Raw genomic sequence first — 17,254 nt, 5'->3', positions numbered from 1 at the left:
ACATGGTTTCAGAAACTAAAACCACACAAGCGCCCGCGCTACGTCGCGCACTTAAGGCGCGTCACCTGACGATGATCGCCATTGGCGGCTCCATCGGTACGGGTCTTTTCGTTGCCTCTGGCGCAACAATTTCGGCAGCCGGCCCGGGTGGGGCATTATTCTCTTATATCCTGATTGGCCTGATGGTCTACTTCCTGATGACCAGCCTGGGCGAACTGGCGGCATACATGCCGGTGTCTGGTTCGTTTTCGACCTACGGACAAAAATACGTTGAGGAAGGCTTCGGCTTCGCGCTGGGCTGGAACTACTGGTACAACTGGGCGGTGACCATCGCCGTTGACCTCGTCGCGGCACAGCTGGTAATGACCTGGTGGTTCCCGGACACGCCCGGCTGGATCTGGAGCGCCCTGTTCCTGGCGGTCATCTTCCTGCTGAACTACATCTCCGTGCGCGGTTTCGGCGAAGCGGAATACTGGTTCTCTTTGATTAAAGTGGCAACCGTCATCATCTTTATCGTCGTCGGTGTGGCGATGATCGTTGGTATTTTCAAAGGGGCTGAACCGGCGGGCTGGAGTAACTGGACAATAGGCGATGCGCCGTTTGCCGGGGGCTTCTCGGCGATGATTGGCGTGGCGATGATTGTCGGCTTCTCCTTCCAGGGTACCGAGTTGATTGGCATTGCGGCCGGTGAATCCGAAAACCCGGAGAAGAATATTCCGCGCGCGGTGCGTCAGGTGTTCTGGCGTATCCTGCTGTTCTATGTGTTCGCGATCCTGATTATCAGCCTGATCATTCCGTATACCGACCCAAGCCTGCTGCGTAACGACGTAAAAGACATCAGCGTCAGCCCGTTCACGCTGGTCTTCCAGCACGCGGGTCTGCTCTCAGCGGCGGCGGTGATGAACGCGGTGATCCTGACGGCGGTACTGTCTGCGGGTAACTCCGGGATGTACGCCTCCACCCGCATGCTCTACACCCTGGCCTGCGACGGTAAAGCACCGCGTATTTTCTCGAAACTGTCTCGCGGTGGCGTGCCACGCAACGCGCTGTATGCGACCACGGTGATTGCGGGTCTCTGTTTCCTGACCTCCATGTTCGGCAACCAGACGGTCTACCTGTGGCTGCTGAACACCTCTGGTATGACGGGCTTCATTGCCTGGCTGGGCATTGCCATCAGCCACTACCGTTTCCGTCGCGGGTACGTCAAGCAGGGGCATGATCTGAATAACCTGCCGTACCGGTCAGGATTCTTCCCGCTGGGGCCGATCTTCGCCTTCGTTCTGTGCCTGATTATTACCCTGGGTCAGAACTATGAGGCCTTCCTTGCGGACACCATTGACTGGGGCGCCGTCACGGCCACCTATATTGGCATTCCGCTGTTCCTGATCATCTGGTTTGGCTACAAACTGACGAAAGGAACACGCTTCGTTCGCTACAGTGAAATGGATTTCCCGGAACGATTTAAATAATAACCGCACTTCCTCTCTTTTAGCCCGCTCAGTTGAGCGGGCTTTTTTATGGCAGATCAGAAGCTGTAGGTCATGCCAACGGTATAGCGGCGGCCATCCAGCACGGTGTCATACGTATCGTAATCAATCTGCTTATCGAGCACGTTATACACACCGGCAGTAACCAGCAGGTTTTTGTTGGCGTTGTAGCGCATACCGACATCAATCTGAGTGTAGGACGGCGTACCCTGGGACATTGACGTGCGGCTCAGGTACTCAGACGTTTTACCGCGCAGGTTCAGACGGCTCCAGAACCCGACGTCTGGCGTCGCCTGCCAGTCCAGGGTGGTGTTGAACATGTGTTTCGGCATTTTGTTCAGTGGCTTGCCGGAGAACTGGCCGCTCTTCTGCTCGGACTCTGTATAGGTGTAGTTTGCAGTCCAGTTCACATCACGCGTGATCTTCCACCCGAAGGAGGACTCCACACCGCGCATGTTGGCTTTGTCCACGTTGACGCGATCGCTGACGAAATCATAGCTGTGACCGCCAATCGTACAGGCGGGATCGGCGCTGCTGTTACAGCGGCGAACTTCCGTAATTTTGTCCTTGAAGTTGGTATTAAACAGCGTTACGCCGGCATTCAGGTCATCGTTGTTATCCCAGAGCAGGGCGAGCTCTTCGCTCAGGCTCTTCTCTGGTTTCAGATCCGGGTTGCCGACGATGATACCGTCAAGACGGCCGCCACCTGTCACCTGGCCCCAGCTGGCAGACGACTGACGCAGATCCGGCGCACGATAGCCAGCAGAAACCCCGCCTTTCAACGTCCACTGATCGGCCAGGTGCCATACGCCGTAACCGCGCGGCGTCCAGTTAGTACCGTAGTTTTGGTCTTTGTCCATACGCAGGCCGCCGGTCAACGTAAAGCTTTCCGTCATTGACCATTCATCTTCGGCAAACAGGGCCCAGCTCCAGCGCGTCAGTTTGTTCAGGCCGTCAGCAGCTTCCAGCTGATTACCGTTGTCGCGCAGTTTCTCATAGCGATACTGCCCGCCGAGGGTCAACGTATGATCGCCGAGGAAAATTTGGTTCTGGTTGTTGAAGGTGGTGTTATAGGAGCGCATTTCGCGACCTGGATTATTGGTCTCTTCCTGCTGGATATAGCTGGTGGTATTGAAGTCTTCGTAATAACCACTGTGGGTTAACGAGTAGGTCGTGTGCTCATAGCGCGAGTCGCTTTTGGTATTTGGCGTACAGGTTGTTCCCCGGCAGGTTTCAGCCGCTTTCGACATCCCCGGGGTGCTGTTTCTGTCCTGAAGTTCGCGAGCAAAGTCGAGGTCGAAATCGTTCTTCTCGTCCGGCGTGAAGTTCAGCGTAATGCCACCGTTACGCATTTTCTGCTCGTTATAGCCGTTCACGATTTTATCTTCTGCGCGGCGTGACAACAGCCCCGTCACCTTTGCGCCCAGAAGTCCGTCGATCAGGGGACCAGAGGCGTAGGCGTTGGTCTGGAAGATATCGCCGGAATCATGATTTTCCTGGAAGGTTTCATCGCCATGCAACGAACCGGTCCAGGCTTTGGTGTTCGAGACTTTTTTGGTAATGACGTTAATGACGCCACCCATCGCATCGGAGCCGTAAAGCGAGGACATCGGGCCGCGGATGACCTCGATGCGCTCAATGGACTCCAGCGGCGGCAGCCAGCCTTGTTCAATACCCGAGTTGTCGCTGTTGGGGCGGGTGCTTCGCGTACTGACGCGTTTGCCGTTCACCAGGAACAGGGTGTACTGAGAGGCCATGCCGCGAATACTGATATCACTGCTGCTCCCGCCGCCAGTCACGACAACACCCGGGACATCTCTCAGGGCATCGGTAACATCACGGTAGGCTTTATCTTCAATCTGCTGTTTTGAAATCACAGAGATGGAGGCGGGGGCATTCTGGATCTTTTGTTCAAAACCCGTTGCAGTGACGACAACGGTGTCCTGATCGGCTGCGTGAACGAAGGGGGAACATGTGGCAGCGCCAATGGCGACGGCCAGGAGCTTAATGCGTGGTATTGTCATTTGTACATTCCGTATAAAAATGAAAAAAACTCCATCGGGATAACCCTGAGAACTGTATGTTTTTGTCTTGTAAGAACTCTTTGAGATGGAGAAGAGCCTGGAATTGTACAAAAGAATGTAGAATTGTAAACACAAATGATAATTGAAATCATTTGTGTTTGAGTGATGACGACGGAAAACAGGCTGGATTCAAGCGGATAGAAGTATGTAAAGAGGGGGAGGGGAAAGACCCGGCAGGCAGGAGGCGCTACCGGGCAAAAGGCGGAACTTACCTGAACAGATGCTCCGCATGGAAGCGGAGATGATCCTCAATAAAGGACGCCATGAAGTAATAGCTGTGGTCGTATCCCGGTTGAATGCGCAGCGTTAGCGGCCAGTCCTTCTGGCGCGCGGCTTCCGCCAGCACCGCAGGCTGTAACTGCCCGGCGAGGAACTGATCGGCATCACCCTGATCCACCAGCATCGGGATAGCGTCTTCTGACTGGCTCGCCAGCATCAGCGCGCAGCTATCCCATTCCTGCCATTTCTCTAGATCTTCACCCAGATAGTGCCTAAAGGCTTTTTGCCCCCACGGCACCTGCGTTGGGTTCACAATCGGCGCAAATGCGGACACGCTGGTGTATTTCACCGGATTTTTTAGCGCCATTATCAGCGCCCCGTGGCCACCCATCGAATGTCCGCTTATCGCGCAGCGCTCGCTGACCGCGAACTGAGAGTGCACCAGGGCAGGCAGTTCATCGCGAATGTAGTCATACATGCGGTAATGGCGCGCCCACGGTTGTTCCGTGGCGTTGAGATAGAAGCCGGCGCCTTTACCCAAATCGTATCCGGCATCGTCGGCCACGTCCTCGCCACGCGGGCTGGTATCTGGCATCACCAGCGCAATGCCCAGTTCGGCGGCAATACGCTGGGCGCCCGCTTTGGTGGTGAAGTTTTCGTCGTTGCAGGTCAGGCCTGAAAGCCAGTACAGCACCGGTGGGTTGTCCGCAGGGGGCAGGAAAATGCTGAACGTCATAGCACAATTCAGCGTGGTGGAGTCGTGCCGCCAGCGCTGCTGTCGACCTTCAAAACAACGATGCTCTTCGAGCAGTTCCATGCAGGGCTCCTTATACGAAAGACTATTCATAAAACGCATAATACAGAGTTTTCATTGACCTGTGAGCAACTTTCACTTTCGCAGGACGGCGAGATGTTGCATCATAAATTTACTTTTCTTTAACAATTGGAGCGATCATGTCGCTGCGTATCGCGCTCAGCGGATTTGTGGTTCTGGTCGTGGCGATGGGGATAGGGCGCTTCGCCTTCACGCCTCAGGTGCCGCTGATGATAGCCGCCGGGCAACTCACGCTTACCAGCGCGGGGCTGGTGGCGGCAATGAACTATCTGGGCTATCTGGTAGGGGCATGGGATGCCATGCGCGCCCATCGCTTCGTTGAAACGCGCCTCTGGCTTGGCATCACCGGTGCGGTGGCGCTGACGCTGCTCTCCGCGGCGGCAGAGAATGCCGTTGTTCACGGTCTGCTGCGCTTTGTGATCGGCTGCATGAGCGGCTGGTCGATGGTGCTGATTGCCGCCTGGACCAACGAGCGGCTGGGGCAGCTGGGCAAACCGGGACTCAGTGCGGCCGTCTTTGCCGGACCCGGGGCCGGCATCGCCTTGAGCGGCCTGCTGGCGGTCTATATTCAGGCGAAATCCTTGTCCGCCGGGGCGGCATGGCAAATCTACGGCGTACTGGCGCTGGTGCTGATCGTACTGGTGGCGCGCTACCTGCCGCGCGCAGGTCAGCTTCATCGCCCTGGTACCGCGCCTGAGCCGTTGCTGCTGACTGCGGATCTCCGGCGTCTGGTCTGGAGCTACAGCCTGGCAGGGTTCGGCTATATCCTCCCGGCGACCTTTTTATCGCAAATGGCGGCGGTGCGTTTTCCCGGCAGCCTGTTTGCCCAGTTTGTCTGGCCAATATTTGGCGCCGCCTCGGTGTTGGGGATTGCGCTGAGCATTGCCCTGCGGCATACATCAAGCGCTAACCGCAGGCTGGCGATTGTTCTTTGGTTACAGGGGATTGGCGTGCTGGCGGCCTGGTTGCTGCCGGGCATAGGCGGCTTGCTGACGGGTGGGCTGCTGGTGGGCGGCGGGTTCCTCTGCGCCGTGCAGCTCTCTCTTCTGTACGGTCGCGAGCTGGCGCCAGACCACACGCGTTAAATGGCGGGACTGCTCACCACCGGGTATGCCATTGGTCAGCTGGTGGGTCCGGTCACGTCGGCTCTGTCGACCTGGCTCACGCACCGTCTGGAACCTGCGCTGGGGCTGGCGGGGATCGCGCTGTTCGTTGGCGGAGCGTTAGTCTGGAACCGTCAGGCTGAAAGGCAACAGCAATTGCAATAATTATCGTCGTGAATACTGGATTATGTGCGTCGCCTCACGCACAATGAGCGCACACTTTTGCCACAACGAGGGCAAAAGACGCCACACCTGCAGGAGAAAAGAATGTCATCACTCAGTAAAGAAGCAGCCCTTGTCCATGAAGCGCTGGTTGCGCGCGGTCTTGAAACGCCACTGCGCCCGCCCGTGCAGGAGCTGGACAATGTTACCCGCAAGCGTCTGATCGCCGGCCATATGACGGAGATCATGCAACTGCTGAATCTCGATCTGAGCGACGACAGCCTGATGGAGACGCCGCACCGCATCGCGAAGATGTACGTCGACGAAATTTTCTCCGGCCTGGATTACGCGAACTTCCCGAAAATCACCGTCATTGAAAATAAGATGAAGGTCGATGAGATGGTGACGGTACGCGATATCACGCTGACCAGCACCTGCGAGCATCACTTTGTGACCATCGATGGTAAAGCGACGGTGGCCTATATTCCAAAAGATACGGTCATTGGCCTGTCCAAGATCAACCGCATCGTGCAGTTCTTTGCCCAGCGTCCGCAGGTGCAGGAACGTCTGACGCAGCAGATCCTGACCGCACTGCAAACCCTGTTGGGGACTAACAATGTGGCGGTGTCTATCGACGCGGTGCACTACTGCGTGAAAGCGCGCGGCGTGCGTGATGCTACCAGCGCAACCACCACCACTTCGCTGGGCGGCCTGTTCAAATCGAGCCAGAACACCCGCCAGGAGTTCCTGCGCGCCGTGCGTCACCACAACTAATCAGACAGGGCAGGGACCATGGAGCGAAACGTCACGCTCGATTTTGTTCGCGGCGTCGCCATTCTCGGTATCCTGCTGCTGAATATCAGCGCCTTCGGTCTGCCGAAGGCCGCCTATCTGAATCCTGCGTGGTATGGCGACATCACGCGTAGCGACGCCTGGACGTGGGCAATCCTCGATCTCTTTGCACAGGTGAAATTCCTGACCCTCTTTGCGCTTCTGTTTGGCGCGGGACTTCAGCTTCTGCTCAAACGCGGTACGCGCTGGATCCAGTCGCGTTTAACGCTGCTGGTTATCCTCGGTTTTATTCACGGGCTGCTTTTCTGGGACGGCGATATTCTGCTCGCGTATGGTCTGGTGGGCCTGATTTGCTGGCGGCTGATCCGCGACGCACCCGGTGTGAAAAGCCTGTTTAACACCGGCGTGATGCTCTATGTCATGGGACTGGCCGTGTTATTGCTGCTTGGCATGATTGCCGATGATTCCACCAGTCGTTCATGGATCCCGGATGCGGCCAACCTGCAATATGAGCAGTTCTGGAAGCTGAAAGGCGGCATGGAAGCGATCGGCAACCGGGCCGATATGCTCGGCGATAACCTGCTGGCGCTGGGCGCGCAATACGGCTGGCAGCTGGCGGGGATGATGCTGATGGGTGCAGCCCTGATGCGCACCGGCTGGCTGAAAGGGGAATTTAGCCTGCGACACTATCGTCGTACGGGTGCAGGGCTGGTGCTGCTCGGCGTGATCATCAACCTCCCGGCGGTGATGATGCAGTGGCATCTACAATGGGATTACCGTTGGTGTGCGTTCCTGTTGCAGGTGCCGCGCGAACTGAGCGCGCCGTTCCAGACCATTGGCTATGCGGCGCTGATCTATGGCTTCTGGCCCCAGCTTTCTCGCCTGTGGATCGTCAGTGCGGTGGCCTGCGTCGGGCGGATGGCGTTAAGCAATTACATCCTGCAAACGCTGATATGCACCACGCTTTTCTACCGATTCGGCCTGTTTATGAAATTCGATCGCCTGACGCTGCTGGCGTTTGTTATTCCGGTCTGGATTGTTAACGTGGTGTTTTCAGTTGTCTGGCTGCGTTTTTTCCGTCAGGGCCCGCTGGAATGGGCATGGCGACAGTTAACCGCTCGTGCTTCGGGCGTGTCATTGCGTAATACATCCAGATAACGATCTGGATCACAATCATTAACAAAACGGATGTAAGCGTTTTCATCTGTGTGAGCTTCTTCACGTAGTCTCCTCTATCTCGCTGCCAGAATAGCCACCTTGCTAAACACAGGGGGTGTCTGTGAGTTGCTGCAATCCTTTAAAGGGTGGTGAATATGATCACCATTCGTGACGTCGCCCGCCAGGCGGGTGTTTCTGTTGCTACTGTCTCCCGTGTGCTGAACAACAGTGCGCTGGTCAGCCCTGAAACGCGTGAAACCGTAATGAAAGCCGTGACCCAGCTGGGGTACCGGCCAAACGCCAATGCCCAGGCGCTGGCGACGCAGGTCAGCGATACCATTGGCGTAGTGGTGATGGACGTGTCGGACGCCTTCTTCGGCGCGCTGGTCAAAGCGGTGGATGTGGTTGCCCAGCAGCACCAGAAATATGTGCTGATTGGCAACAGCTATCACGAGGCTGAAAAAGAGCGTTATGCCATTGAGGTACTGATCCGCCAGCGCTGTAACGCCCTGATTGTGCACTCAAAAGCCCTGAGCGATGAAGAGCTGGCCGGGTTTATGGAGCAGATCCCCGGCATGGTGCTGATCAACCGTATCGTCCCCGGCTACGCGCATCGCTGCGTCGGTCTGGATAACATCAGCGGCGCGATGATGGCGACGCGGATGCTCATCAGCAACGGCCATCAGCGCATAGGTTATCTGGCTTCCAGCCACGGTATTGAAGACGACATGATGCGCCGCGAGGGCTGGCAAAACGCCCTGAAAGAGCAGGGCATTGCGCCGCTGGAGAGCTGGGTAGGTACCGGTTCGCCGGACATGCAGGGCGGTGAAGCGGCAATGGTTGAACTGCTGGGGCGTAATCTTCAGATGACGGCCGTGTTTGCCTATAACGACAGCATGGCGGCAGGTGCGCTTACCGCGCTGAAAGATAATGGCATTGCGGTACCGCAGCATTTATCGCTGATCGGTTTTGATGATATCCCCATTGCCCGTTACACCGATCCGCAGCTGACAACGGTGCGTTACCCTATTGCGTCGATGGCGAAACTGGCGACAGAGCTGGCGTTACAGGGGGCGGCTGGGCTGTTAGATCCTGACGCAACGCATTGTTTTATGCCGACTTTAGTACGCCGCCATTCGGTCGCTATCCGGCAAACTGTGGCTCCGATCACTAACTGATAACATCACGTGATGTAACCGTTTTCAATCTGTGAGTAAATTCACAGTATCTTAACAAGCCGCTGTCTATGATGTCAGCGTTTTAGGGGCTGAAACACAATGTAACGGTGATTATTCACTTTTACCGTTATCACAATGCCTCAAACAACGAATAAAACGCATTTCTGGAGCGTTACCGAACACGGAAGCTGGACATTTTATAAGTGAACTTCGGCGATCAGTAACGTTTTATTAACATCTGCCCGCCGACCGTTTTTCACAAGAACTACCCTGCATAAAAAAAACCGGAGATACCATGAATAAGAAGGTGTTGACTCTGTCTGCTGTCATGGCAAGCATGCTTTTTGGCGCAGCAGCACACGCAGCGGATACCCGTATTGGCGTGACTATCTATAAATACGACGATAACTTCATGTCCGTTGTGCGTAAAGCAATTGAAAAAGATGCTAAATCAGCGCCAGACGTGCAACTGCTGATGAATGACTCCCAGAATGACCAGTCCAAACAGAACGATCAGATTGACGTTCTTCTGGCAAAAGGCGTGAAAGCGCTGGCTATTAACCTGGTTGACCCGGCTGCGGCAGGCACGGTGATCGAGAAAGCGCGCGGCCAGAACGTGCCAATTGTCTTCTTCAACAAAGAACCTTCCCGTAAAGCGCTGGACAGCTACGACAAAGCGTATTACGTGGGTACCGACTCCAAAGAGTCCGGGATTATCCAGGGCGATCTGATTGCGAAACACTGGGCGGCGAACCCAAACTGGGATCTGAACAAAGATGGTCAGATTCAGTTCGTTCTGCTGAAAGGCGAACCGGGCCATCCAGATGCTGAAGCACGTACCACCTACGTTATTAAAGAGCTGAACGACAAGGGCCTTAAAACCCAGCAGCTGGCGTTAGACACCGCAATGTGGGATACCGCTCAGGCGAAAGATAAGATGGACGCGTGGCTGTCCGGCCCTAACGCCAACAAAATTGAAGTGGTCATTGCCAACAACGATGCGATGGCAATGGGTGCGGTAGAAGCGCTGAAAGCACACAACAAATCCGCCATTCCTGTATTCGGTGTGGATGCCCTGCCAGAAGCGCTGGCGCTGGTGAAATCTGGCGCTATGGCCGGTACCGTGCTGAACGATGCCAACAACCAGGCGAAAGCCACCTTCGATCTGGCGAAAAATCTGGCCGATGGTAAAGGTGCCGCTGACGGGACTAACTGGAAAATTGACAACAAAATCGTTCGCGTTCCTTACGTGGGCGTAGACCAGTCCAACCTGGCTGAGTTTATAGGTAAATAAGTTATCTGCATTGTCTTCACTGGGCGCAATTCGTTGCGCCCTTTTATAACGCGATATGCGAGGCCAACAAGGTATAATTATGGTCAGCACAACTACTCAGTCGTCCGGTGAATACTTGTTGGAAATGACCGGTGTCAATAAGTCATTCCCCGGTGTTAAGGCGCTCGATAATGTTAATTTAAAAGTTCGTCCTCACTCTATTCATGCATTAATGGGTGAAAACGGTGCGGGTAAATCAACATTATTAAAATGCCTTTTTGGGATCTATCAAAAAGATTCTGGCAGCATTCTTTTTCTGGGAAAAGAGATCGACTTCCATTCAGCGAAAGAAGCGCTGGAGAACGGTATCTCGATGGTACACCAGGAATTAAACCTGGTCCTGCAACGTTCAGTTATGGATAATATGTGGTTGGGTCGTTATCCAACCAAAGGTGTCTTTGTCGATCAGGATAAAATGTATCGCGACACCAAAGCCATTTTTGATGAGCTGGATATTGATATCGACCCGCGCGCCCGCGTCGGGACATTATCCGTTTCCCAGATGCAGATGATCGAAATTGCCAAAGCGTTCTCATATGATGCGAAAATTGTGATCATGGATGAACCTACATCGTCATTAACGGAAAAAGAGGTTAACCACCTTTTTACCATTATTCGTAAGCTGAAAGATCGCGGCTGTGGCATTGTCTATATCTCACATAAAATGGAAGAGATCTTCCAGCTGTGCGATGAAATCACCATCCTGCGCGACGGTCAGTGGATTGCCACCCAGCCGCTGGAAGGGCTGGACATGGACAAGATCATCGCCATGATGGTTGGCCGTTCTCTGAACCAGCGCTTCCCGGATAAAGAAAACAAGCCAGGCGAAGTGATTCTGGAGGTGCGTAACCTGACCTCGCTGCGTCAGCCGTCTATCCGCGATGTCTCTTTCGATCTGCACAAGGGGGAGATCCTTGGCATCGCTGGGCTGGTGGGCGCTAAGCGCACCGATATCGTGGAAACCCTGTTTGGTATCCGTGAGAAAGCCGAAGGCACCATTACGCTGCACGGTAAGAAGATCAACAACCACAACGCCAACGAAGCCATTAATAATGGCTTTGCGCTGGTGACGGAAGAGCGTCGTTCCACCGGTATTTACGCTTATCTGGATATTAACTTTAACTCGTTAATTTCTAATATTCGCAATTACAAAAACAAGGTCGGGCTGCTGGATAATTCCCGCATGAAGAGCGATACCCAGTGGGTGATTGACTCCATGCGCGTGAAAACGCCGGGCCACCGCACGCAAATTGGCTCACTTTCGGGAGGAAACCAGCAGAAAGTCATTATTGGTCGCTGGCTATTAACCCAGCCTGAAATTCTGATGCTGGATGAACCTACGCGCGGTATCGACGTGGGTGCAAAATTCGAGATTTACCAGCTTATCGCAGAGCTGGCGAAAAAAGATAAAGGGATCATTATTATTTCTTCCGAAATGCCGGAATTGTTAGGGATCACAGACCGTATTCTGGTTATGAGCAATGGTCTCGTTGCCGGTATTGTTGAAACCAAAACGACAACGCAAAACGAAATTTTGCGTCTTGCGTCTTTGCACCTTTAAGATCAGGGGCTCCTCATGAGTGCGTTAAATAAAAAAAGTTTTCTCACTTATCTGAAAGAAGGCGGTATTTACGTTGTTCTTTTAGTCTTGCTGGCGATTATTATTTTCCAGGACCCTACGTTCTTAAGTCTGCTGAACTTGAGTAACATTCTGACCCAGTCTTCCGTCCGTATTATTATCGCGCTTGGCGTGGCGGGGCTTATCGTTACTCAGGGGACTGACCTTTCGGCAGGGCGCCAGGTGGGTCTGGCGGCGGTCATTGCGGCGACCCTGTTGCAGTCGATGGAAAACGCCAACAAGGTATTCCCGGAGATGGCGACCATGCCGATTTTCGTGGTGATCCTGATCGTGTGTGCCATCGGCGCGGTAATTGGCCTGATTAACGGCATCATTATTGCTTACCTGAACGTGACGCCATTCATCACTACGCTTGGCACGATGATCATCGTTTATGGTATCAACTCCCTGTACTACGATTTCGTCGGCGCGTCTCCAATCTCTGGCTTCGACAGCGGCTTCTCGACCTTCACGCAGGGGTTTGTTGCGCTCGGCAGCTTCCGTCTCTCCTATATCACCTTCTATGCGCTGATTGCGGTGGCATTCGTCTGGATCCTGTGGAACAAAACCCGCTTCGGTAAAAACATCTTTGCTATCGGCGGTAACCCGGAAGCGGCGAAGGTCTCCGGGGTCAACGTGGCTCTGAACCTGCTGATGATTTATGCCCTGTCCGGGGTCTTCTACGCCTTCGGCGGGATGCTGGAAGCAGGCCGTATCGGCTCTGCAACCAACAACCTCGGCTTTATGTACGAACTGGATGCGATTGCGGCCTGCGTGGTTGGCGGCGTCTCCTTCAGCGGCGGCGTGGGTACCGTGCTGGGCGTGGTGACCGGTGTGATCATCTTCACCGTTATCAACTACGGCCTGACCTACATCGGTGTGAACCCGTACTGGCAGTACATTATCAAGGGTGCGATCATCATCTTCGCGGTTGCCCTGGATTCACTGAAGTACGCGCGTAAGAAGTAAGTTCTTCAGAATGAAAAGGCCCGCTCACGTAGCGGGCCTTTTTTTGCCCGGCGGCGCGACGCTTACCGGGCCTACAAAATCGCGATCGTAGGTCGGGTAAGGCGAAGCCACCACCCGACATCAGTTATTACTTCTTCTGCATTTCCAGCAGCTGCTCTGGCGTTACCGCCGGATAACCCTGCGCATCCTCCGGCACTTCGTGCATCGTTGGGATCGGCACCAGCGGGCCTAAAAAGCGCGGTTCACGTTTGAACAGGTACAGGTCAGCCAGCGCGCCGAAACGGGCGCCAAACTCACGCACGCGCACGCTCAGCATATCTTTTGGCGATGGCACCGCATAACACTGCGCCTGAATGCCCATATGCAGGGCGATAAACAGCGCCCGCTCGCAGTGGAAACGCTGGGTAATGATGATGAAATCATTGGTGTCGAACACCTTGCGGGTACGCACGATGGAATCAAGCGTGCGGAATCCGGCGTAGTCGAGCACGATATCGGCCGGGTCGACGCCTGCGGCAATCAGATCTTTGCGCATCGTCACCGGCTCGTTATAGCTTTGCAGCGCGTTATCGCCGCTCAACAGCAGATAGTTCACCTTGCCGCTGTTATAGGCGTTCAGCGCGCCCTGAATACGATACCGGTAATACTGATTTATGACGCCGGTGCGGTAATACTTGGCGGTGCCAAGCACCACGCCAACCTGACGGTAGGGGAGGTCCTGTAGGTCATCAAAAATGTAGGGGGCTGTTTTCCAGCTCATCCAGCGGTCGAGACCCAGCACGATCAACAGCAGTATGCCGACCAGGACAGACAGGCTGTAAAACACGCGCTTTAACATGCAGATGGCTCGTACCGATGATGAAATTTCCCTCAGGCTACTGTACCCGCCTGGTTAGCGCAAGAAACAGCGATTCAACTGAGGGGTTTTTCGTCAGACTGGCGGGCAACTCTGCCCGCCGAACAGATTATGCCAGCAGCACGCGGTCAATGGTTGAACAGCCCAGCGCTTTCAGCGTGGCTGCGGTCGCGTCCCACTGGATCAGCGGCGCATCGGCCTTTTCAGCCAGGATTGCGCGCTGAATATCCGGGTAGTCATACCCGTTCAGGCTAAGCAGGTTCAGGGCGCCCTGAAGCGGAGGCAGCGTCGGGTTAAACGCGGCGTTCTCTGCGTAACTGCCGGTGAAGATGCGGCCGTCGCGGCACTGAAGGGCGACGCCGCTTGGAGATTTGCTGTATGGCGTGTGGCTTTTATTGGCGGCGGCAATGGCCGCTTCGCTCAGCTCATCCCCTGAGAGCGCATAACCGTGGTCCTGCTCGTCCATCAGCAGGGTTTTGATCTCAAGATCTTTCGGGCCGAAAGCATCCGGCAGGTAATCACGCAGCGTATGCGGTGCGCGTCCCGGCAGGTTGATACGCAGTTCAAGACCGCTGTTCAGCTCATTCATAAACTGGCGGCAGTGGCCGCAAGGGGTATAGTTGACGGTGATGGCGCGCAGGGCTTTTTCGCCGCGTAGCCAGGCGTGACTGATGGCGCTCTGCTCCGCATGGACGGTTTGCTGCATGGTCGCACCGAGAAACTCCATGTTTCCGCCGAAGTACCAGGTCCCGCTCACACCGCGCGCAATTGCGCCTACGTTAAAATGGGAAAGGTCAGCGCGGGCGCAGGCAGCCGCCAGGGGCAGCAGGGCGAAAGCCAGCGCGTCTTCGTCCAGCCCCGTTGCCTGTTTAAGCGTCGTGACCTGATCTGCCGTCAGCAGGGCGGGGAAATGCGCATCCGCCAGAACCGGAGCCAGGGCTGATTGCAAATTCTCTGCAAGCTGAGAGAAAGCAGCTTGAAAACGTGGATGCATGACGTTGCCTCATCAAGGTTAATGGATCGGTAGTGTACGGAGCCGTACGGCCTTTATATGTGATCCAAATCTCATTATGTGTGCAACTTATGAAATGAAAATGAAATTTGCGCGACGCATCGCAAATTTTAGCCCATTACTGCCAGAATAATCGGGAAGATAAACGGCGCGACCAGGGAAGTGATAATCCCGCAGATCACCAGCGCCAGCGAGCTGAATGCCCCTTCCTGATAATCCAGTTCCGCGCAGCGTGCGGTGCCCAGCGCGTGCGAGGCGGTACCCATCGCCAGACCGCGTGCCGCTTTGGTACGAATTTTCATGATATTCAGCAGCGTATGACCAAACACCGCGCCCAGGATACCGACGAAAATCACGCACACGGCGCTGATGGCCGGAATGCCCCCGATGCTGCCGCCCACGGCCATGGCAATCGGCGTGGTGACGGATTTAGGCAGGATAGAGGCGGCGATCTGCGGCGATGCGCCCATCATTAAGGCCACCGAGGTGCCGGTGATCATCGCAACAAGGCTCCCCACGAAGCAGATGGTTATGATGGATTTCCAGCGCGCGCGGATCTGATGCAGTTGCTCATATAAAGGAAACGCCAGCGCCACCACGGCAGGCTGCAACAAATCGTTAAGGATCTTGCTCCCGGCGAAGTAACGCTCATAAGAAATGCCGGTGAGCAGCAGAAAAGGAATAATCACCACCATGGCGACCAGCAGCGGGTTGAGCAACGGCATTTTGAAACGCACCGCAAGCTTACGCGCAGCAAAGAACACCACCAGGGTTAACGGCAGGGACCACCAGATATTCGCCATCATTTTTTTGTTTTCTCCCCGACGACCTTACGTTCGCCATGCACAATGTGTGAACTCCAGCTGACGACCAGGAAAACCACCAGCGTACTGATGGCGCAGGAGACCACAATCGGGCCGAACTGCGCTTTAAGCACATCGTAATACTGCATAACCCCAACGCCGATAGGCACAAAAAGCAGGGCCATGTAGCGAATGAGAACGAAGCACCCTGGGTTGACCCATTTTGCGGGCAGCACCTGTAATGCCAGCAGTACAAACAGGATCAGCATGCCGATAATGCTGCCGGGTATCGTAATCGGCAGCAGCGAAGCGATAAAAATGCCGGCGTACAGGCAGGCATAAATGAGGACGAAGGCGCGAAGGTATTGCCAGATAGTATTCAGTGATTTGCTCATGGTGAAAGTCCTTGCTGAGACGTATTCATCATACAATTAAACCTGAAAATGTGCCACGGATCACATCATGAATTTTGGGCATACCAGACATTCCGGAATGGAACGCCGGGCTTTCAACATACATAGAGAGCAGCTACTATAGCGCGTCTTTTTTCACAGGTACTCAGAATGCGTGTTTTACTGGCCCCGATGGAAGGCGTGCTCGACTCTCTCGTGCGCGAGCTGCTTACCGAGGTGAACGATTACGATCTCTGCGTGACGGAGTTTCTGCGCGTGGTCGATATGTTGCTGCCAGAAAAATCATTTTATCGTCTCTGTCCGGAACTGCATCGTCAGAGCCGCACGCCGTCCGGTACGCTGGTGCGCGTCCAGCTGCTCGGCCAGTATCCTGAGTGGCTGGCTGAAAACGCCGCCCGCGCGGTAGCGCTTGGTTCGTACGGCGTCGATCTTAACTGCGGCTGTCCGTCAAAGCTGGTCAACGGCAGCGGCGGGGGGGCGACGCTACTTAAAGATCCGGAGCTGATTTATCGCGGCGCAAAGGCCATGCGTGAGGCAGTGCCATCGCATCTGCCGGTGACGGTCAAAGTCCGTCTGGGATGGGACAGCGGCGATAAGCAGTTTGAAATTGCTGACGCGGTGCAGCAGGCGGGCGCCACCGAGCTGGTGGTGCACGGGCGAACCAAAGAGGATGGTTATAAAGCCGAGCGCATTAACTGGCAGGCGATTGGCGAGATCCGCAAACGGCTTACGATTCCGGTGATTGCCAACGGCGAAATCTGGGATTACGAGAGCGCGCAGGCCTGCCTCAAAGAGACCGGCTGTAATGCCGTGATGATTGGCCGCGGTGCGCTGAACGTGCCGAACCTCAGCCGGGTGGTGAAATATAATGAACCGCGGATGCCGTGGGCGGATGTGGTGAAACTACTGCAAAAATACACGCGGCTGGAAAAACAGGGCGATACCGGCTTGTATCACGTCGCGCGCATTAAACAGTGGCTGAGTTATTTGCGTAAAGAGTACGACGACGCGCTGGGATTATTTCAGGAGATCCGTACCCTACAGACGTCTGCGGATATTGCCCGGGTGATCCAGTCGAAGTCCTGAGCGAAGTGTGAAGAGTTTGCCCGGCGCGGAGCCGGGCAACGGAATCAGAAAATCATCTTAAATACGCCGGTTACCACCAGCAGCCCTATCAGAAATATAATCAAAATAACCCACAATAATATTTTCATTCGCCTCTCCTGCGTATG

At 54.9% G+C, this 17,254-nt stretch carries 14 protein-coding genes and 1 pseudogene; 9 read left to right on the top strand and 6 right to left on the bottom strand.

What is annotated here, in order from left to right:
- Window positions 1-2 precede the first annotated feature (2 nt).
- Window positions 3-1,469, top strand: coding sequence for an amino acid permease (locus RY075_RS15435; protein ID WP_003859336.1), 1,467 nt, complete (start codon window positions 3-5; stop codon window positions 1,467-1,469).
- A 56-nt stretch (window positions 1,470-1,525) separates the two neighbouring features.
- On the opposite strand, the gene RY075_RS15430 is transcribed toward RY075_RS15435, so the two are convergent.
- Entirely contained in the window at window positions 1,526-3,511 is a 1,986-nt protein-coding gene (locus RY075_RS15430; RefSeq protein ID WP_276191134.1) for a ligand-gated channel protein, read from the bottom strand.
- A 268-nt stretch (window positions 3,512-3,779) separates the two neighbouring features.
- Window positions 3,780-4,607, bottom strand: coding sequence for an S-formylglutathione hydrolase (gene fghA / locus RY075_RS15425; RefSeq protein ID WP_232967276.1), 828 nt, complete (start codon window positions 4,605-4,607; stop codon window positions 3,780-3,782).
- 137 nt (window positions 4,608-4,744) lie between these two features.
- On the opposite strand from fghA, the pseudogene RY075_RS15420 reads away from it, so the two are divergent.
- The 7 genes and pseudogenes from RY075_RS15420 (at window position 4,745) to mglC (ending at window position 12,938) form a co-directional block, all read left to right on the top strand.
- Window positions 4,745-5,893, top strand: a pseudogene (locus RY075_RS15420) (YbfB/YjiJ family MFS transporter).
- Window positions 5,894-5,995: 102 nt separating this feature from the next.
- Window positions 5,996-6,664, top strand: a complete 669-nt coding sequence (gene folE / locus RY075_RS15415; RefSeq protein WP_003859328.1) for a GTP cyclohydrolase I FolE — start codon at window positions 5,996-5,998, stop codon at window positions 6,662-6,664.
- 18 nt (window positions 6,665-6,682) lie between these two features.
- Complete coding sequence (gene yeiB, locus RY075_RS15410) at window positions 6,683-7,840, top strand: DUF418 domain-containing protein YeiB (protein ID WP_032659578.1); 1,158 nt, start codon at window positions 6,683-6,685, stop codon at window positions 7,838-7,840.
- Between the two features lie 155 nt (window positions 7,841-7,995).
- Complete coding sequence (gene galS, locus RY075_RS15405) at window positions 7,996-9,018, top strand: HTH-type transcriptional regulator GalS (RefSeq protein ID WP_109949180.1); 1,023 nt, start codon at window positions 7,996-7,998, stop codon at window positions 9,016-9,018.
- Between the two features lie 295 nt (window positions 9,019-9,313).
- On the top strand, window positions 9,314-10,312 hold the full coding sequence (gene mglB, locus RY075_RS15400; protein WP_017383382.1) for a galactose/glucose ABC transporter substrate-binding protein MglB: 999 nt from the start codon (window positions 9,314-9,316) through the stop codon (window positions 10,310-10,312).
- A 79-nt stretch (window positions 10,313-10,391) separates the two neighbouring features.
- Window positions 10,392-11,912: a galactose/methyl galactoside ABC transporter ATP-binding protein MglA gene (gene mglA, locus RY075_RS15395; protein ID WP_109949181.1), complete on the top strand. Its 1,521-nt coding sequence runs from the start codon at window positions 10,392-10,394 to the stop codon at window positions 11,910-11,912.
- A 15-nt stretch (window positions 11,913-11,927) separates the two neighbouring features.
- The gene (gene mglC, locus RY075_RS15390; protein WP_003859318.1) at window positions 11,928-12,938 is read left to right on the top strand and encodes a galactose/methyl galactoside ABC transporter permease MglC; all 1,011 of its coding nucleotides are present in this window, start codon (window positions 11,928-11,930) and stop codon (window positions 12,936-12,938) included.
- A gap of 127 nt (window positions 12,939-13,065) precedes the next feature.
- On the opposite strand, the gene sanA is transcribed toward mglC, so the two are convergent.
- The 4 genes from sanA to RY075_RS15370 form a co-directional block, all read right to left on the bottom strand.
- Entirely contained in the window at window positions 13,066-13,776 is a 711-nt protein-coding gene (gene sanA, locus RY075_RS15385) for an outer membrane permeability protein SanA (RefSeq protein WP_039274159.1), read from the bottom strand.
- Window positions 13,777-13,903: 127 nt separating this feature from the next.
- Window positions 13,904-14,788 carry a cytidine deaminase gene (gene cdd / locus RY075_RS15380; protein WP_003859312.1) on the bottom strand — a complete coding sequence of 295 codons (885 nt, stop codon included), beginning with the start codon at window positions 14,786-14,788 and terminating at the stop codon, window positions 13,904-13,906.
- Window positions 14,789-14,916: 128 nt separating this feature from the next.
- The gene (locus tag RY075_RS15375) at window positions 14,917-15,612 is read right to left on the bottom strand and encodes a CidB/LrgB family autolysis modulator (RefSeq protein WP_003859310.1); all 696 of its coding nucleotides are present in this window, start codon (window positions 15,610-15,612) and stop codon (window positions 14,917-14,919) included.
- Window positions 15,609-16,004, bottom strand: a complete 396-nt coding sequence (locus RY075_RS15370) for a CidA/LrgA family protein (RefSeq protein ID WP_003859308.1) — start codon at window positions 16,002-16,004, stop codon at window positions 15,609-15,611. The genes RY075_RS15375 and RY075_RS15370 overlap by 4 nt, the downstream gene beginning before the upstream one ends.
- A gap of 168 nt (window positions 16,005-16,172) precedes the next feature.
- Here RY075_RS15370 and dusC point away from each other — a divergent pair, with 168 nt between their 5' ends.
- Complete coding sequence (gene dusC, locus RY075_RS15365; RefSeq protein WP_003859306.1) at window positions 16,173-17,108, top strand: tRNA dihydrouridine(16) synthase DusC; 936 nt, start codon at window positions 16,173-16,175, stop codon at window positions 17,106-17,108.
- Window positions 17,109-17,254 lie beyond the last annotated feature (146 nt).

Source organism: Enterobacter sp. JJBC (genome assembly GCF_036936505.1).
Taxonomy (GTDB): domain Bacteria; phylum Pseudomonadota; class Gammaproteobacteria; order Enterobacterales; family Enterobacteriaceae; genus Enterobacter; species Enterobacter hormaechei_C.
This window is presented reverse-complemented; position numbering and strand designations above follow the sequence as displayed.